The organism is Bacillus sp. FJAT-49736 (genome assembly GCF_018343615.1).
Classification (GTDB): Bacteria; Bacillota; Bacilli; order Bacillales; family Bacillaceae_C; genus Margalitia.
On sequence record NZ_JAGYPI010000001.1, the window covers coordinates 1,945,584 to 1,959,885 of the forward strand.

Annotated in this window: 14 protein-coding genes; 2 read left to right on the forward strand and 12 right to left on the reverse strand. The window is 36.5% G+C overall.

The annotated features are described in order from the left end of the window. Positions 1-226: 226 nt before the first annotated feature. Complete coding sequence (secDF, locus tag KHA87_RS10255; RefSeq protein ID WP_213093958.1) at positions 227-2,494, reverse strand: protein translocase subunit SecDF; 2,268 nt, start codon at positions 2,492-2,494, stop codon at positions 227-229. Positions 2,495-2,615: 121 nt separating this feature from the next. After that, positions 2,616-2,936, reverse strand: coding sequence for a post-transcriptional regulator (locus KHA87_RS10260; protein WP_213093959.1), 321 nt, complete (start codon positions 2,934-2,936; stop codon positions 2,616-2,618). Between the two features lie 105 nt (positions 2,937-3,041). On the opposite strand from KHA87_RS10260, the gene spoVB reads away from it, so the two are divergent. Then, a complete protein-coding gene (gene spoVB, locus KHA87_RS10265) occupies positions 3,042-4,586 on the forward strand; it encodes a stage V sporulation protein B (protein ID WP_213093960.1) in 1,545 nt (514 codons plus the stop codon). Positions 4,587-4,610: 24 nt separating this feature from the next. Here the strand turns inward: spoVB and KHA87_RS10270 are convergent, their stop codons facing one another. Then, a complete protein-coding gene (locus KHA87_RS10270; RefSeq protein WP_213093961.1) occupies positions 4,611-5,267 on the reverse strand; it encodes a DUF421 domain-containing protein in 657 nt (218 codons plus the stop codon). Between the two features lie 216 nt (positions 5,268-5,483). Here KHA87_RS10270 and KHA87_RS10275 point away from each other — a divergent pair, with 216 nt between their 5' ends. Continuing rightward, entirely contained in the window at positions 5,484-5,843 is a 360-nt protein-coding gene (locus KHA87_RS10275; protein ID WP_249310254.1) for a TIGR04086 family membrane protein, read from the forward strand. Positions 5,844-5,950: 107 nt separating this feature from the next. On the opposite strand, the gene yajC is transcribed toward KHA87_RS10275, so the two are convergent. The 9 genes from yajC to safA form a co-directional block, all read right to left on the reverse strand. Beyond that, complete coding sequence (gene yajC / locus KHA87_RS10280) at positions 5,951-6,235, reverse strand: preprotein translocase subunit YajC (protein WP_213093962.1); 285 nt, start codon at positions 6,233-6,235, stop codon at positions 5,951-5,953. Between the two features lie 29 nt (positions 6,236-6,264). After that, positions 6,265-7,404, reverse strand: coding sequence for a tRNA guanosine(34) transglycosylase Tgt (tgt, locus tag KHA87_RS10285; protein ID WP_213093963.1), 1,140 nt, complete (start codon positions 7,402-7,404; stop codon positions 6,265-6,267). Between the two features lie 164 nt (positions 7,405-7,568). After that, the gene (gene queA, locus KHA87_RS10290) at positions 7,569-8,597 is read right to left on the reverse strand and encodes a tRNA preQ1(34) S-adenosylmethionine ribosyltransferase-isomerase QueA (protein WP_213093964.1); all 1,029 of its coding nucleotides are present in this window, start codon (positions 8,595-8,597) and stop codon (positions 7,569-7,571) included. 176 nt (positions 8,598-8,773) lie between these two features. Next, complete coding sequence (gene ruvB, locus KHA87_RS10295) at positions 8,774-9,742, reverse strand: Holliday junction branch migration DNA helicase RuvB (protein WP_213094314.1); 969 nt, start codon at positions 9,740-9,742, stop codon at positions 8,774-8,776. A gap of 45 nt (positions 9,743-9,787) precedes the next feature. Further along, complete coding sequence (ruvA, locus tag KHA87_RS10300; RefSeq protein ID WP_213093965.1) at positions 9,788-10,396, reverse strand: Holliday junction branch migration protein RuvA; 609 nt, start codon at positions 10,394-10,396, stop codon at positions 9,788-9,790. A 141-nt stretch (positions 10,397-10,537) separates the two neighbouring features. Then, positions 10,538-11,089 carry a BofC C-terminal domain-containing protein gene (locus KHA87_RS10305; protein ID WP_213093966.1) on the reverse strand — a complete coding sequence of 184 codons (552 nt, stop codon included), beginning with the start codon at positions 11,087-11,089 and terminating at the stop codon, positions 10,538-10,540. Positions 11,090-11,263: 174 nt separating this feature from the next. Further along, entirely contained in the window at positions 11,264-11,986 is a 723-nt protein-coding gene (locus tag KHA87_RS10310; RefSeq protein ID WP_213093967.1) for a YhcN/YlaJ family sporulation lipoprotein, read from the reverse strand. A gap of 104 nt (positions 11,987-12,090) precedes the next feature. Beyond that, positions 12,091-13,071, reverse strand: a complete 981-nt coding sequence (locus KHA87_RS10315; RefSeq protein WP_213093968.1) for a phosphotransferase — start codon at positions 13,069-13,071, stop codon at positions 12,091-12,093. Next, complete coding sequence (gene safA / locus KHA87_RS10320; protein ID WP_213093969.1) at positions 13,058-14,233, reverse strand: SafA/ExsA family spore coat assembly protein; 1,176 nt, start codon at positions 14,231-14,233, stop codon at positions 13,058-13,060. The genes KHA87_RS10315 and safA overlap by 14 nt, the downstream gene beginning before the upstream one ends. Positions 14,234-14,302: the final 69 nt, after the last annotated feature.

Below are 14,302 nucleotides of genomic sequence, written 5' to 3' on the forward strand. Positions count from 1 at the left end.
AAGAAAAACGAAGAAGGGATCGCATAAAGGACAATAAATTATACAAAATCGAATAAAAAACTATATCCATCCTCCATTTAAGAAATTAGAAAAAGTCCAGAAAGTCTGTTTTCGAGAAAAAGCACAAAAAAAACCCAAGAATGTTGGCTTTATGCCATTCTTGGGTTTTACTATTTTTAATATTGAGGCTGAAATACCACTTTTCAGTCAGCCCCTTTTGCTATTATTATACTTGTGGTTCATCAGACCACTTGCGTTTTTCTTTTACTGTTTTAATTGGACCTTTTTTCTTCAATTCCTTTTTCTTCAGATCATACCATAGCTGTGCTGCAATGAAGATAGAAGAGTAACAGCCCATAACTAATCCCACAAGCAATGCGATAGAGAAGTTTCTAATCGATTCACTTCCGAAAATGAATAATGCTAGAGCAGTAATAACAACGGTTAGAACGGTATTAATGGAGCGGGTTAATGTTTGCCTGATCCCAGTATTTACAACGTCGGCAATTTCCTCCGCTGTTTTAAGACGTCCTCTAACCTTCAAGTTATCACGGATTCGGTCAAATGTAACAATAGTGTCATTGATAGAGTATCCGACAATCGTTAAAACTGCCGCAATAAAGGTTAAGTCGACCTCCAGTCTCGTGATACTGAAGAAGGCAACGATTAAAAAGGCATCATGCAATAGGGAAACAATCGCTGCTAGCCCCATTCTCCACTCGAATCGAAGCGATACATATATGATAATTCCAATGGCAGCAATGAGAACAGCAATAATAGCATTTTTGGCTAGTTCCTTACCGACCGTTGGTGATACTTTACTTATGTTAGTGGTATTCTTTCCATATTTGTTGTCAAAATAAGATTTTACTTGATCTTCATCATGCTTTGTCATGTCGCCTTTAAATCGAACAACACCTATTTGATTTTTATTGCCGCCTAGTACAACATCCTCTGATTTTAAATGCAGTGCATTTAAATCCGACTTGATTTGCGGTTCTGTTAATGTCTGATTTGCCATTATTTGCAGACGAGTACCACTTGTGAAATCAATGCTTAGATTTAGCCTGAAAATGGCAAGCACAATAATTCCGATAATCGTTAATGCTATTGAGATCGTATAGAATATTTTACGAGTCTTCACAAAATCAAAGCGATCAAAATGAGTTGGCAAGTCATGAGTATCTACATTTTCGGAAAGGCTATGAATGGATTTTTTGTTGACGCCAAACCAACCCGGCTTATTTTTCATAAGATTGCTATTAACCCAGAATCCTAAAAGAATTCTTGCCCCGTACACTGCTGTAAGGAAGCTTAGTAAGATACTGATTATTAACATGGTTGCAAACCCTTTAACAGAGCTTGATCCATATACAAACAGAACTGCAGCAGCTAATATCGTCGTGATATTGGCATCAAAAATCGCGATAAAGGATGATTTATTCCCCGCTTGAAAGGCTGCCTTAATGGACCTTCCAACACGAATCTCTTCCTTAATCCGCTCATAAGTAATAATATTCGCGTCTACGGCCATACCGACCCCGAGAACGAGTGCTGCAATACCTGGCAGGGTTAATACGCCATGAATTAAATAGAAAATTAATAGCGTTAAATAAATATAAATGAACAATGTAACTGTCGCGATAACTCCTGGTAAGCGGTAATAGCCAATCATAAATAGGAAAATAATTAAAATTCCTATAATACCCGCTGTTACAGTTGTTTGAAGAGAATGCTGGCCAAATTTAGCTCCAACAGATGTTGAATATACTTCCTTCATTTTAACAGGTAATGAACCGGCTTTTAATAGAGATGCTAGATTTTGTGCCTCTTCAACCGTAAAATGTCCTGTGATTTGCACATTGTCTGTATTTAATTCACTTTCCACATTCGGATTAGAAAGGAATCTTGGATTTTTCTTGCCCACTTCTGCTTTGTAGGAATCCTTTCCTTCCTGGAAATCCATCCAAATAATCAATTGGTTATTAGGGTACATTCCCGCAATTTTCTTTGTTACATCTTTAAACTTATTGCGGTCCTTCACTTTCAAAACAATATCAGGATTTCCATTTTGATCAAATGATTGCTTAGCAGAACCCTCTACTAAATCTGTTCCATCCATCATTTTTTTGTCATTTACATCCCGAAAGGATATATTTGCTTCGGTAGAGAGCATTTTCCGTGCTTCAGCCTGATCCTTAACACCCGCCAGCTGAACACGAATCCTGTCTTTTCCTTCAATTTGAATGCTTGGTTCATTAACACCTAACGCATTTATACGTTTATCAAGTGCCTTTACCGTATTATTCAATACATCTTTCGTAATTTTCTGCCCTTTTATTGCAGGTTCCACCTTGTATAAAACTTCAAACCCGCCTTGTAGGTCGAGGCCAAGATTGATTTTTTTGACAATATTGTCAGTGGTTCCTCCCATTAGTCCTGCAAACAATAGGACAATCAAAAAAAAGGCAATGATGCGACTTCTTTTAACCATTATGTAAATCCTCCCAGCAAAATAAAAAAGCTATAAAATATTACTTTTACATTAATAAGTGCAATTTTTTAACAGTTACTAATCATTATGAAGTAGAAAAAAAAAAGTGTCAATTTTTCTTTTAATCATTCGTTTTATCATTAGGTTTTAACAGCTCTTGCAATTCATCACTATTAAGTTCTGCAAACCAGTTGGGAGACTTAAAAGCTTCAATGGTAGCATAATTCATATAATCTCCAGCTTTAATAGATAGAACGTCTGAAACTAATTCATGTAAATGGACTTCCGTTTTCGGCTTTTTCCATTTTTTCCTTGTAAGGTAGTTCCATAATTCTTGAGCTTCAACTTTTCCGTACCCAATTAGCAATAATTCTTCCGCCTTGCTTTTAAGTGCAGGCTGCAGCTGCTCCCAATAATCATCATATGGATGTATCTTATCCAACCCTTTTTCCCCCTTCATAATGAACTTGTCATGCTTTGTCCATCATGCAGCATATACATTTAATTGTATATGAAATTACCGATTTTGAGAAGGTAGGTTATAAACATGTCAAAGTTTCTCAAGGGAACGATGATTTTATTGGCTGCAGGACTTTTTACAAGAGTCTTAGGGTTTATAAATCGGATTGTAATTGCTCGCTTCATCGGAGAAGAAGGTGTTGGTTTGTATATGATGGCATTCCCAACACTTATGCTTGTTATCACCATTACACAGATCGGATTGCCTGTTGCGATTTCCAAATGTGTTGCGGAGGCAGATGCAGTTGGAGACCGCCAAAAAATTAAAAAGATACTAGTCGTATCTTTATCCATCACAATCTTATTATCTTTCATTTTCACACCAGGTTTAATATTATTAGCTCCTTATCTTACAAAGACCTTATTTACGGATCCAAGAATCTACTATCCTCTAGTTGCAATTACACCAATCATTCCAATTGTTGCTGTATCAGCCGTGCTGCGAGGATATTTTCAAGGTAAGCAAAACATGAAGCCATTCGCAATTTCTCAAATGATTGAGCAAGTCGTGAGAATTTTTTTAATCGCACTATTAGCAAAAGCATTTCTACCTTATGGTATAGAATATGCAGCCGCTGGGGTCATGTTTGCATCTATTTTAGGAGAATTAATTTCCTTATTGTATATGTTTGCAATGTTTAAATTGAAAAAGAAATTTAAAGTCAGAAGAAATTTCTTTAAGGTGGTCAAATCAGGAAAAGACGCTTTTAATGAGCTTATGAGAGTGGCTCTTCCGTCACTAGGGAGCCGATTAATTGGAAATATATCTTGGTTTTTAGAACCGATCATTGTAGCAAATAGCTTAGCGCTTGCTGGAGTGACAGCAAGTTTAGCGACAAAGCAATACGGACTCTTGACCGGCTTTGCTCTTCCATTAATGATGCTGCCTTCATTTGTCACAAATTCCTTATCTACCGCACTCGTGCCTGCTATTAGTGAGGCAAACATCAAAAGGAACAGTCTATTGGTGGAACATCGTCTTCAGCAAGCACTTAGGTTTTCTTTACTAGCAGGAGGCTTATCCGTTATTATTTTGTACGTTTTTGCGGATCCATTAATGACACTTATGTATGGCTCGAAAAATGGATCACAATTCGTCAAATTAATGGCGCCATTTTTTTTGCTACAGTATTATCAGGGACCATTACAGGCAGCATTACAAGCCATGGATTTGGCTAGGGCCGCCATGATCAATAGTTTAATTGGAGCCATCGTGAAACTTGCGGTTATCTTTGCGCTTGCCTCTCAGCCGGAGTTTGGGATAAATGGGGCAGCATTAGGAATTGTTACGAGTATGCTTTTAGTAACACTACTTCATTTTGCAACCATATTAAAGAAGATACCATTTACCATTTATGTGTCAGAATATGTGAAATTTGCTGCAGTAACCATCGTAGCAGGAGTGTTTGGGTTTTGGTGCTTTGATCATTTCTTTTCCAATCAAATATTAATCCTTCGTCTAATAATTTGTATAATATCTACTTCTCTTTTATATGTATTATTATTAATCATGACAAAGCTTTTGAAAAAATCCGATTTACAAATGATACCAATAATTAATAAATTTATTTAGAGAGAGTGGTCCATAGACACACTCTCATTCTCTTTCATCAATTAAATCAATATAAAATTGACCATCTTGAAAGCTGCAAAGGGAAATATCATTTATATTTGGATATCCTCGTTTTCTAAGCTCCCTTCTTAGCCACATTTCACTCTTTTCGGTCTTCTGTAAGTTTTCTTGGATGATTTGTCCATCCATGATAAGGGGCTGAGTGAATGTGTTTACTTTTTTCTTTTTCTTATCTTTTTTTATAATAGATAATTCTCCAGATGTTTCAAGAATCGCAAATTCTACATCAGCAATATTATTGATATCCTTCGTTCTTAATTGGGTAAGTAAATCATCAAAGTTATAACGAATTTTCCGCATTGCATTTTCATCTATTTTTCCTTTATTAATAACAATGGTCGGAGATCCGTCTACTATTTTTCTAAACCTGGAGCTTTTTAATGATATAAAAGCAAGAACCGTCTGGATTACTAACAAAATAATCATTGGCATGAGAGTATGAGAAATAGGAGATTTGAAATTTTCAATAGCAATTGCCGCCATCTCACCCATCATAATAAATACAACTAAATCTAAAACACTTAGTTCACCAATTTCCCTTTTTCCCATTAAGCGAAAGATCACAAGGATACTGGCATAGAGCAGTAACGTCCGCAAAATAATTACAATATAATCTGGCATCCTTATTCCCTCCTGTAAATGACACTTTAATAGTTAGTATGTACAATACGGGGATAAAAATGATTTGGTAATAGTTGTTAGATTTTTTCTTAATGATATTTGTCCAAATTTTTGATTCTAAATTTCAAGCTTAAGAATATGCTTGTACTAGATAATAAAAAGTTTTAATGGAGGGAGTGAGGAAAAATAGAAACGAAAAAAATCGGTACCAGTGTATTGTACGGTGTACTAGTTATCTTTGTATTGATCACATTTTCAAGTTTAATTTTTTCTTTTATTTTGCGATATACCAACATACAAGAGCATTCCATTAAACTAATTGTTACCATTATTTCCTTTATTGCATTATTTGCAGGCGGTTTTGTTTGCGGTGGTAAGGGAAAGGAGAAAGGTTGGCTGCTTGGAAGCTTAACGGGAATTCTTTACACTTTTATTATTTTTCTTTCTCAATATTTAGGATATGGAAACGTCTTTACTTTTGATCAAACCATTTATCATATTTGCTATATCCTTACAGCCATGATGGGCGGTGTTTTAGGAGTAAATATGTTATCTGGAAAATCAAAATACGTATAATAAAATAGGATCCTTTTAGATTAAAATATTCCTATCGTGCATCTATATTTAAGAAAAAATGCCTAAAAAAAGAGAAGCTATTCAGCTTCTCTCTTTTTTTTAAATAATTATTCCCCGATTGGCTCAGGCTTTTTAGCAGATTCAACCACTTCGCGAATAGCCGAACGGTCATATGTAAGACGGCTTCCATCTCCACATTTAATAACGATTTTGCTGTCGTCTAGAGAGTCAATAATGCCGTGTAATCCACCAATTGTAACAATTTTATCGCCCTTCGAAAGACTATTTTGCATATTTTGGATGTTTCTTTGACGCTTTTGATTTGGCCTAATCAATAAGAAATAAAACAAAATAATCATAAGGACAATCGGGAGTATTTGAGCATATGCCATGTTTTTTCCTCCTTTCCGTTAGATATCTATTAGAAGTTTTTCGCATCTGGACGGTTAAATCCGTACTGCTCAAAAAATTCTTCTCGAAAATCTCCAAGCCTGTCTTCCATAATAGCTTGTCTAACCTTCTTCATTAATTGTAACAGAAAATAGAGATTATGGTAAGAAGTAAGTCTAATTCCAAATGTTTCATCACATTTTATCAAATGACGAATGTAAGCACGTGTATAATTTCGACATGCATAGCAGTCACAGTTCTTATCTAGAGGACTGAAATCTTTAGCATATTTCGCATTTTTGACAACTAATCGACCTTCACTTGTCATTACCGTACCATTTCTAGCGATCCGTGTAGGCAGTACACAGTCAAACATATCAATTCCTCTTATCGCGCCGTCGATTAAAGAATCAGGGGAACCAACTCCCATTAAATAACGCGGCTTATTTGAAGGAAGCAGTGGGGTAGTAAATTCAAGCACCCGGTTCATAACATCCTTAGGTTCGCCTACGGAAAGGCCGCCAACTGCATAGCCTGGGAAATCTAATGATATAAGATCGTTCGCGCTTAAACGCCTTAAATCCTCAAACTCTCCTCCTTGTACAATACCAAAGAGACCTTGATCTTGTGGCCGACTATGAGACTTTAAGCATCTTTCTGCCCATCTTGAGGTTCTTTCTACAGACTTTTTCATGTAATCATAAGTAGCAGGATATGGAGGACATTCATCAAATGCCATCATAATATCTGATCCTAAAGCATTTTGAATTTCCATTGATTTTTCTGGAGATAAAAATAATTTATCTCCATTTAAATGGTTACGAAAGTGCACGCCTTCCTCTTCAATCTTCCGAAAATCACTTAAACTAAATACTTGAAAACCGCCAGAATCTGTTAAAATTGCTTGATCCCAATTCATAAACTTATGAAGTCCGCCAGCTTCACGTACAATATCATGCCCTGGACGTAGCCACAAATGGTATGTATTACTCAAAATAACTCCAGAGCCTATTTCCTTTAATTCCTCCGGAGACATTGTTTTTACTGTCGCTAATGTTCCTACCGGCATAAACATTGGTGTATCAAATGAGCCATGCGGCGTATGTATCTTGCCAAGACGTGCCCCTGTCTGCTTGCACGTCTTGATTAATTCGTATTTTATAGCTGTCAAATGTAAAAGCTCCTTCCTAGTCCATCACTAAAGGCCCTTTCTTAAACTATGTTGTTTTGAAACGAGACCTATTATAACCATAATTTTGGTAAAATAATCCTTTATGAAAAGATGGTCTAAGTCCCGTTTATGCAAGCAACAAGATTTAAGAAAACAGCCTATACTTAAATAATAAGCATTGCATCACCAAAACTGAAAAAGCGGTACTTTTCCGCAACAGCTGTTTCGTATGCATGGAGAACATGTTCTCTTCCAGCCAACGCACTGACAAGCATGATTAATGTCGATTTTGGTAAATGAAAATTAGTAATCATCCCATCAATTCCTTTAAATTCATAACCTGGATAGATAAAAATGTCTGTCCATCCATTTTGGGCAACTATTTCTCCATTATGCACTGAAGCAATGGTTTCCAATGTTCTTGTGGAGGTTGTACCAACTGAAATAATTCTTCCTCCTTGTTTTCGCACTTGGTTAATTACATCAGCTGTTTCCTTCGTTACTTGATAATATTCAGCATGCATATCATGATTCTCAATATCTTCCACATTTACTGGCCGAAAAGTTCCAAGCCCAACATGCAAAGTAATAAATACAACTTGTACACCCATATTTTTTATTTCATCAAGAAGTTCGTGAGTAAAATGGAGTCCTGCCGTTGGAGCTGCAGCGGAACCCCTTTCCTTTGCATATACTGTTTGATAGCGATCACTATCTTCCAGCTTCTCTTTAATATATGGAGGTAAAGGCATTTCTCCCAATGCTTCCAATACTTCATAGAAAATGCCTTCGAATTCAAATTGTAATACTCTTCCGCCATGTTCCTCTTCTTTAATACAGTGAGCAATAAGTCTTCCATCACCAAAAACTAATTTTGTCCCAACCTTTACACGTTTTGCTGGTTTAACAAGTGTTTCCCAATTATTATCCTCCAGCTGTTTTAATAATAAAACCTCAATATGTGCACCTGTATCCTCTTTTACTCCAAACAATCTAGCAGGAAGAACTTTCGTATCATTTAAGACAAGGCAATCACCTTTCTTTAAATAATCGGTGATGTTCTTAAAGACAGTATGCTCTATTGCGCCACTTTGTTTGTTTAATACCATTAACCGGCTTTCAGACCGATTTTTCAACGGGGTTTGTGCAATTAATTCTTCTGGTAAATGAAAATCAAATATGTCAACTTTCAATGATGTCACCTTCGTTTTTTAAATTCGTTTTTTTAATTAAGACAGGCTATTTTCGCATAGATTGTTGTTCTTCGTATACTGTTATAAATCCTAAAGTTGAAATAGCTTGGGTCAACTTTTCGTAAGAACATGTGCGAAAATTGCCTAGAAACTTTTACGAAAAGTACCTTATTCATTTAAATCGTTGGTATTTCCATGTGGAAATGCTCATAGACAAGTCTTGTGACAATCCTGCCTCTCGGAGTTCTTTGCAAAAAGCCAATTTGCAGCAAATATGGTTCGTATACATCTTCAATCGTGTCCGGCTCTTCTCCGATACTTGCAGCAATTGTTTCTAATCCAACAGGACCACCTTTAAATTTATCTATTATGCCTTTTAACAGTTTATGATCTATATGATCCAGCCCCAAACGGTCCACTTGTAATCGTTCCAATGCTATTTCGGCCAGTTCAATCGTAATTTTGCCATCTCCTTGGACTTGGGCATAATCACGAACCCTTCGTAAAAGCCGATTAGCGATTCTCGGTGTTCCCCTCGACCTTCTGGCAATTTCCACGGCACCTTCCACATCAATATCAGTATGGAGAATTTCTGACGTTCTTAAAACTATATTAGCAAGCTGACTTTCGGAATAATATTCCAACCTACTCAGAACACCAAAGCGATCTCGGAGCGGTGCAGAAATTGCACCTTGTCTGGTTGTTGCACCAACAAGTGTAAATGGAGGCAATTCTAAGCGAACAGACCGAGCACTTGGCCCCTTACCAATCACAATATCTAAGCAAAAGTCTTCCATAGCCGGGTATAAGATTTCTTCAATCGCTCTCGGTAGCCGGTGAATTTCATCGATAAATAAGACTTCCCCAGGATCAAGTGCTGTTAATATAGCAGCTAAATCTCCGGGACGCTCTATTGCCGGGCCAGATGTAGTGCGAATACTTACTCCCATTTCATTCGCGATAACTGCAGCAAGTGTTGTTTTTCCTAAACCTGGTGGTCCATAAAGTAATACGTGGTCTAGTGTCTCTTTCCTTTGCTTTGCAGCTTCAATAAAAATCGATAAATTACTTTTCACTTTATCTTGCCCGATATATTGGGATAAAAATTGTGGCCTTAAGCTTTGTTCGAAAGACAGGTCCTGCATATTTGCATCCCCTGAAACTACCCTTTCCACTTTTCGCCCTCCTTCCTATTTCATTAATTTTTTCAGTGCTAATTTTATATATTGATCCGTTGTTAACTTTTCTTGCTGCAATTCCTTTGAGACTTTCTTAATTTCTTTATCTGAATATCCTAACGCCTTTAATGCCAAAATGGCCTCATCTAAAGACTCCGTATCATTTTCTTGATTGCCTATATTACCTTCATTGAACAGATTTGGAAAATAGTCCGGAACAATATCTTGTAGCTTTCCTTTTAAATCAAGAATCATTTGCCGAGCTGTTTTCTTTCCTACCCCCGGAAATTTTATCAAAAATGCTTCATTTTCATTTTCAATTGCCTGAATGACTTGAGTGGGTTCTCCATAAGCAAGAATAGCCAGTGCTCCTTTGGGACCAATTCCTGATACTCCTAACAATTTCTTAAATAATGTCCGCTCCTCCCGAAGTTGGAAGCCATATAAAGCAATAATATCTTCCCTTACATGCTGATATGTATAGATTTTCGTCGTTTGTCCGAAAAGCGGTGAAAAGGTAAACGGATTAGGCGTTGAAATTTGATAGCCAATCCCCCCATTTTCAATCACAATATACTCTGGACAAACATACTCAATCGTTCCTTTTATAAACTCATACAATCTTTTTCTCTCCTCTAAAATCCCAGTGCATGTATAAACTAAATCTTAGAAAGGATTATACATGCTATTCTTCATTGTAACATATCAGCTTGTTTATTTGGTAGATTACAAAACATAAGAAAAAACCGGTATTTACCGGCCTCATTGTTCTTGCTTCGATATTGAGTAACGTTTTAACGTTTCTATTACATTCGTAAAGTCCTCTTTTGATTTTATAGGGATACCTTTCAATAGCTCTTCCTGCTTTTTACCCTCCAATTTTTTCATATCAATTTGAAAAAAGGACTGTATTATATCTGCTTTATTAGGTTTCCCGTTAAATATGCTGAGCGTCCCATCATCCGATAATCCAAAGTATCCATTTGATTTGAGTAATGGGGAAATGTCATCGACTTTCTTTTGAAAAACCAATTGATCGTCATCCATTTCAACTAGCTGCCAGCTTTTATACTTATTCATATATACTTTATTAGATAATCGTTTTTCATGGAGAATTTCTTCACTTACCTCCCCATCCATAAAAACTCTTTCTAAAATAATCGTTTTTTGTCCTTTAGATAGGACTTGGGCAGAAGGTTTTGTCATCATCATTTTATTTGTATTTAAAGGATCCTTATGTGATTGCGGTAAAGTATAAAGGTTTGCTCCAAAGAAAAGCGCCGCCATCAATATCGTTCGTACAACAATTGTCATAGTTGTCACCTCTACAATCCAAATATACTTGTTTATAGTGTGACCTTTTTTTAGATTAATATCCTTTAAACATAGGAAAAATCGATGTAACTGCTTTATAGGATAACCAATTTCAAAAAAACACACAAAAAAAAAGAATAGGTAAGGATAAACCTTATCTATTCACTAAATTTATTATCGTGTGGAAGTTTTATCCTTATAGCTTTCAAACATTTTATCGGCATCCAGCTTAACTAAATCCTTTGGTCCCCCATTACGTAATTCATTATCTAATTGTCTTACACGATAATAGGTCCCTATATTTGTCGCTACTACGTAATTTCTGTTATTTAGATATGGAAGAACCGCATTTTCAACGGATCGTTTCGTCGCCTGATCCTTGTTTTCATCTTTTAAGGCAACCGCAATTAAAACCCTTTTTCCATCAATAATCGTTCTGGCGTCCGTTACATTTGGGACGGAAGCAGCAGTATTAGAGATCGCCTCTGATAGCCTTCCTTCATAGCCATTGTAATACGATGGTCGTGCTTTGCTGTTTCTCGTATTAAATTGACCATGATAATTTATATCGCGCAAATGTCTCTCTTTATTTACCGTCGTATTGTTCGTGTCAAATTGAGTCATCGGCGAACCTAGATGAGGACCATAATCATCCGGATAACCTGATGGAAGAAACCGATTATTATTTTTGACATAATCTACATTACCTGTTGAGTAATCCATCAATTCCGTTAATGGTCCATCATGGTCGACAATGCTTTGATCATTCGTAGAATACCCGACAGGCTGGAATCTGTTCACGTTTCGATCATTCACTGCATTTTTATCCTGAGCACAAGCGGTCAAACCGCAAATCAATAATGCTGATATAGGCGCAACAAATAATTTTTTTTGCAAACCAGAACTCCCCCTCCTCTTAGGTAGAGCAAGTACATGCTCTTTTTTAGTTTGTGAGTCGGGGCCTTGCATCATTACACAGAAATTCTGGCATACTTACCAATTTACTGATATTTTATATGCTTCATTACTTCTTCTACAAACTTTTCTCGTTGTTTGAACTCCCAAAAGGTAATTTCGGTTAAAAAGGAGGACAGTCCTCTTCTTTCCTCATATTTTAGAAAATAGTTCCACTCCCTCAATAGGTCGGTTGGAAAAATTAAAGCACTTAAGAATGCTTTATCATTTTTATATACTTTCAATTCCCTATGCATAAATAATTTTTCCAAGGACCAATCAAGATGGGGTAAAATTCTATTACAAAATTGTAAGTCGTCGATCGATGCGGGGGCAATTTTCGCCAAATCAAAATCGATTAAATATAAACCCTTATTGCTTAAGATAAAATTATGATGAGCAACATCCCCATGAATAATGCAATGGGGCTTTTGCAAAAAGTATGCTTTATTTTTTTCCATGTATTCGATGGACCATTCTGACCAATCTATAAAGGAATAATAATATTTGTTTGGAAGCCACTTTGAAAGATATTTTTTATTTTCTTTAAATTCATTTAGTCTATGCTTCCATTTTTTTATTTGATTAAATTCATGCAAATCTTTATCCAATTCATTGGTGAATTTTCCGGTAACTTCATGGAACTTTTTTAAAAGCTGCAATGCCATATTTTGATGCTCATGTCTTTGGTAAGTAAATTTCTTCCCGTCCGTATTATTTTCCAAATACTCAATTAACCCATATATTTTTTGATTTATTTTTATATGCTTTTCCAAATGTATAGGATGAAATTGATACGTATGATTAAAATTATTGGAAAGCAAGAGTTCTGTCAGTTTTATTTGAGCAGATAATTTCGATGAACTCGAGAATTCTTTCAAGATCCATTTCTTTTTATCAGTATGACAAAGCCATACCCCATCTTTAATGGATGTTATTTTTATAAATTTCTCACCAGTTATTTGCGATAAATAACGAAGGAGACGCTGACCTCCGTCTCCTTCGTTTCCTTTTTTAGCAATCTTCACAGTCATCATCTTGCCTTGGTGTAGGGTAGCTACTCTGCATTGGTGGAAATGCCGTGCCGTAAGGGTTGTATCCGCCTTGCATTCCATATCCATATTGGCTATATTGTCCATAAGGATGATGCTGATATCCATAAGGATATTGGCCATATGGGTATGCTCCACCCATTTGTCCACCAGGATATTGACCACCCATGTATTGTCCACCTGGATAATGCATCCCTGGATACTGCATACCTGGATACTGCATACCTGGATATTGACCTTGCTGGTATTGAGTTATCGGATATTGCCCTGTTTGGCCGAAATTGCCAGGCATTTGTCCTCCTTGAACGGAAAGCTGACCTGGAATATTTTGACGCCCAGGAATTTCAAATCCTTGTTGGATCACATTTGTTGTTGTATATTGAGGTTGCTGATATCCATGGTATGGTGCATATCCATCTACCTGATAACCTCCATGAGTATACATCTGCATAGAGGAGGAAGATGATTCATCTTCATAATGTCCCCAATGCTCATACTGAGGCATAGTAGGCATCATCATTTCCGTGCCGGCAACCGGCATATTGTAAACGGGCATTTGGTGCATGTACGGATTTTGGTAAGCATATGGATTAGGACCGCATCCACAATCAGGCATAGGCATCATATAAGTTGGATACATTTCATAACACTCCCCTTGAACTGGCATAATAGGCGGATATTCCATTTCTTTTTCTATTACAGGCTGTTGTTGAACTGGTTGTTGAGTTTGGATTTGTGCCATATTCGTCATATAATAATTATTTATATCGATTTCGGGAATGACTGGTTGAGGCATTTTTGGAGTATATATTTCTTTATGAACGATGGTTTCTTTTTTTGGAACTTCCTTGATGATCTCCTTTTGAACAGGCAAGGTTGGCTGTGGCTGCTGTGCAAATGGATGAACTGCTTGCGGAACTTCTTTTTTCACATATCCTGGATTTCCTGGATTCCCCGGATTCCCTACATGTTTTACTACCGATCCTCCTGCAGTTGGTACTTTTACTTTCATTCCCGGCATGATCATATCCGGATTGGAAAGTTGAGAATTCATTTTCTTTAGCTCTTCAAAATCCACGCCATATTTTTTGGCAATTTTCCAGAGTGTATCGCCTTTTTGTACTATATGGATCTTCACTCATTTCCCCTCCTCAGGCATAAGTCCATATATCGTATGTGAAAATAGGCAAAATGCTAATAATCTTCA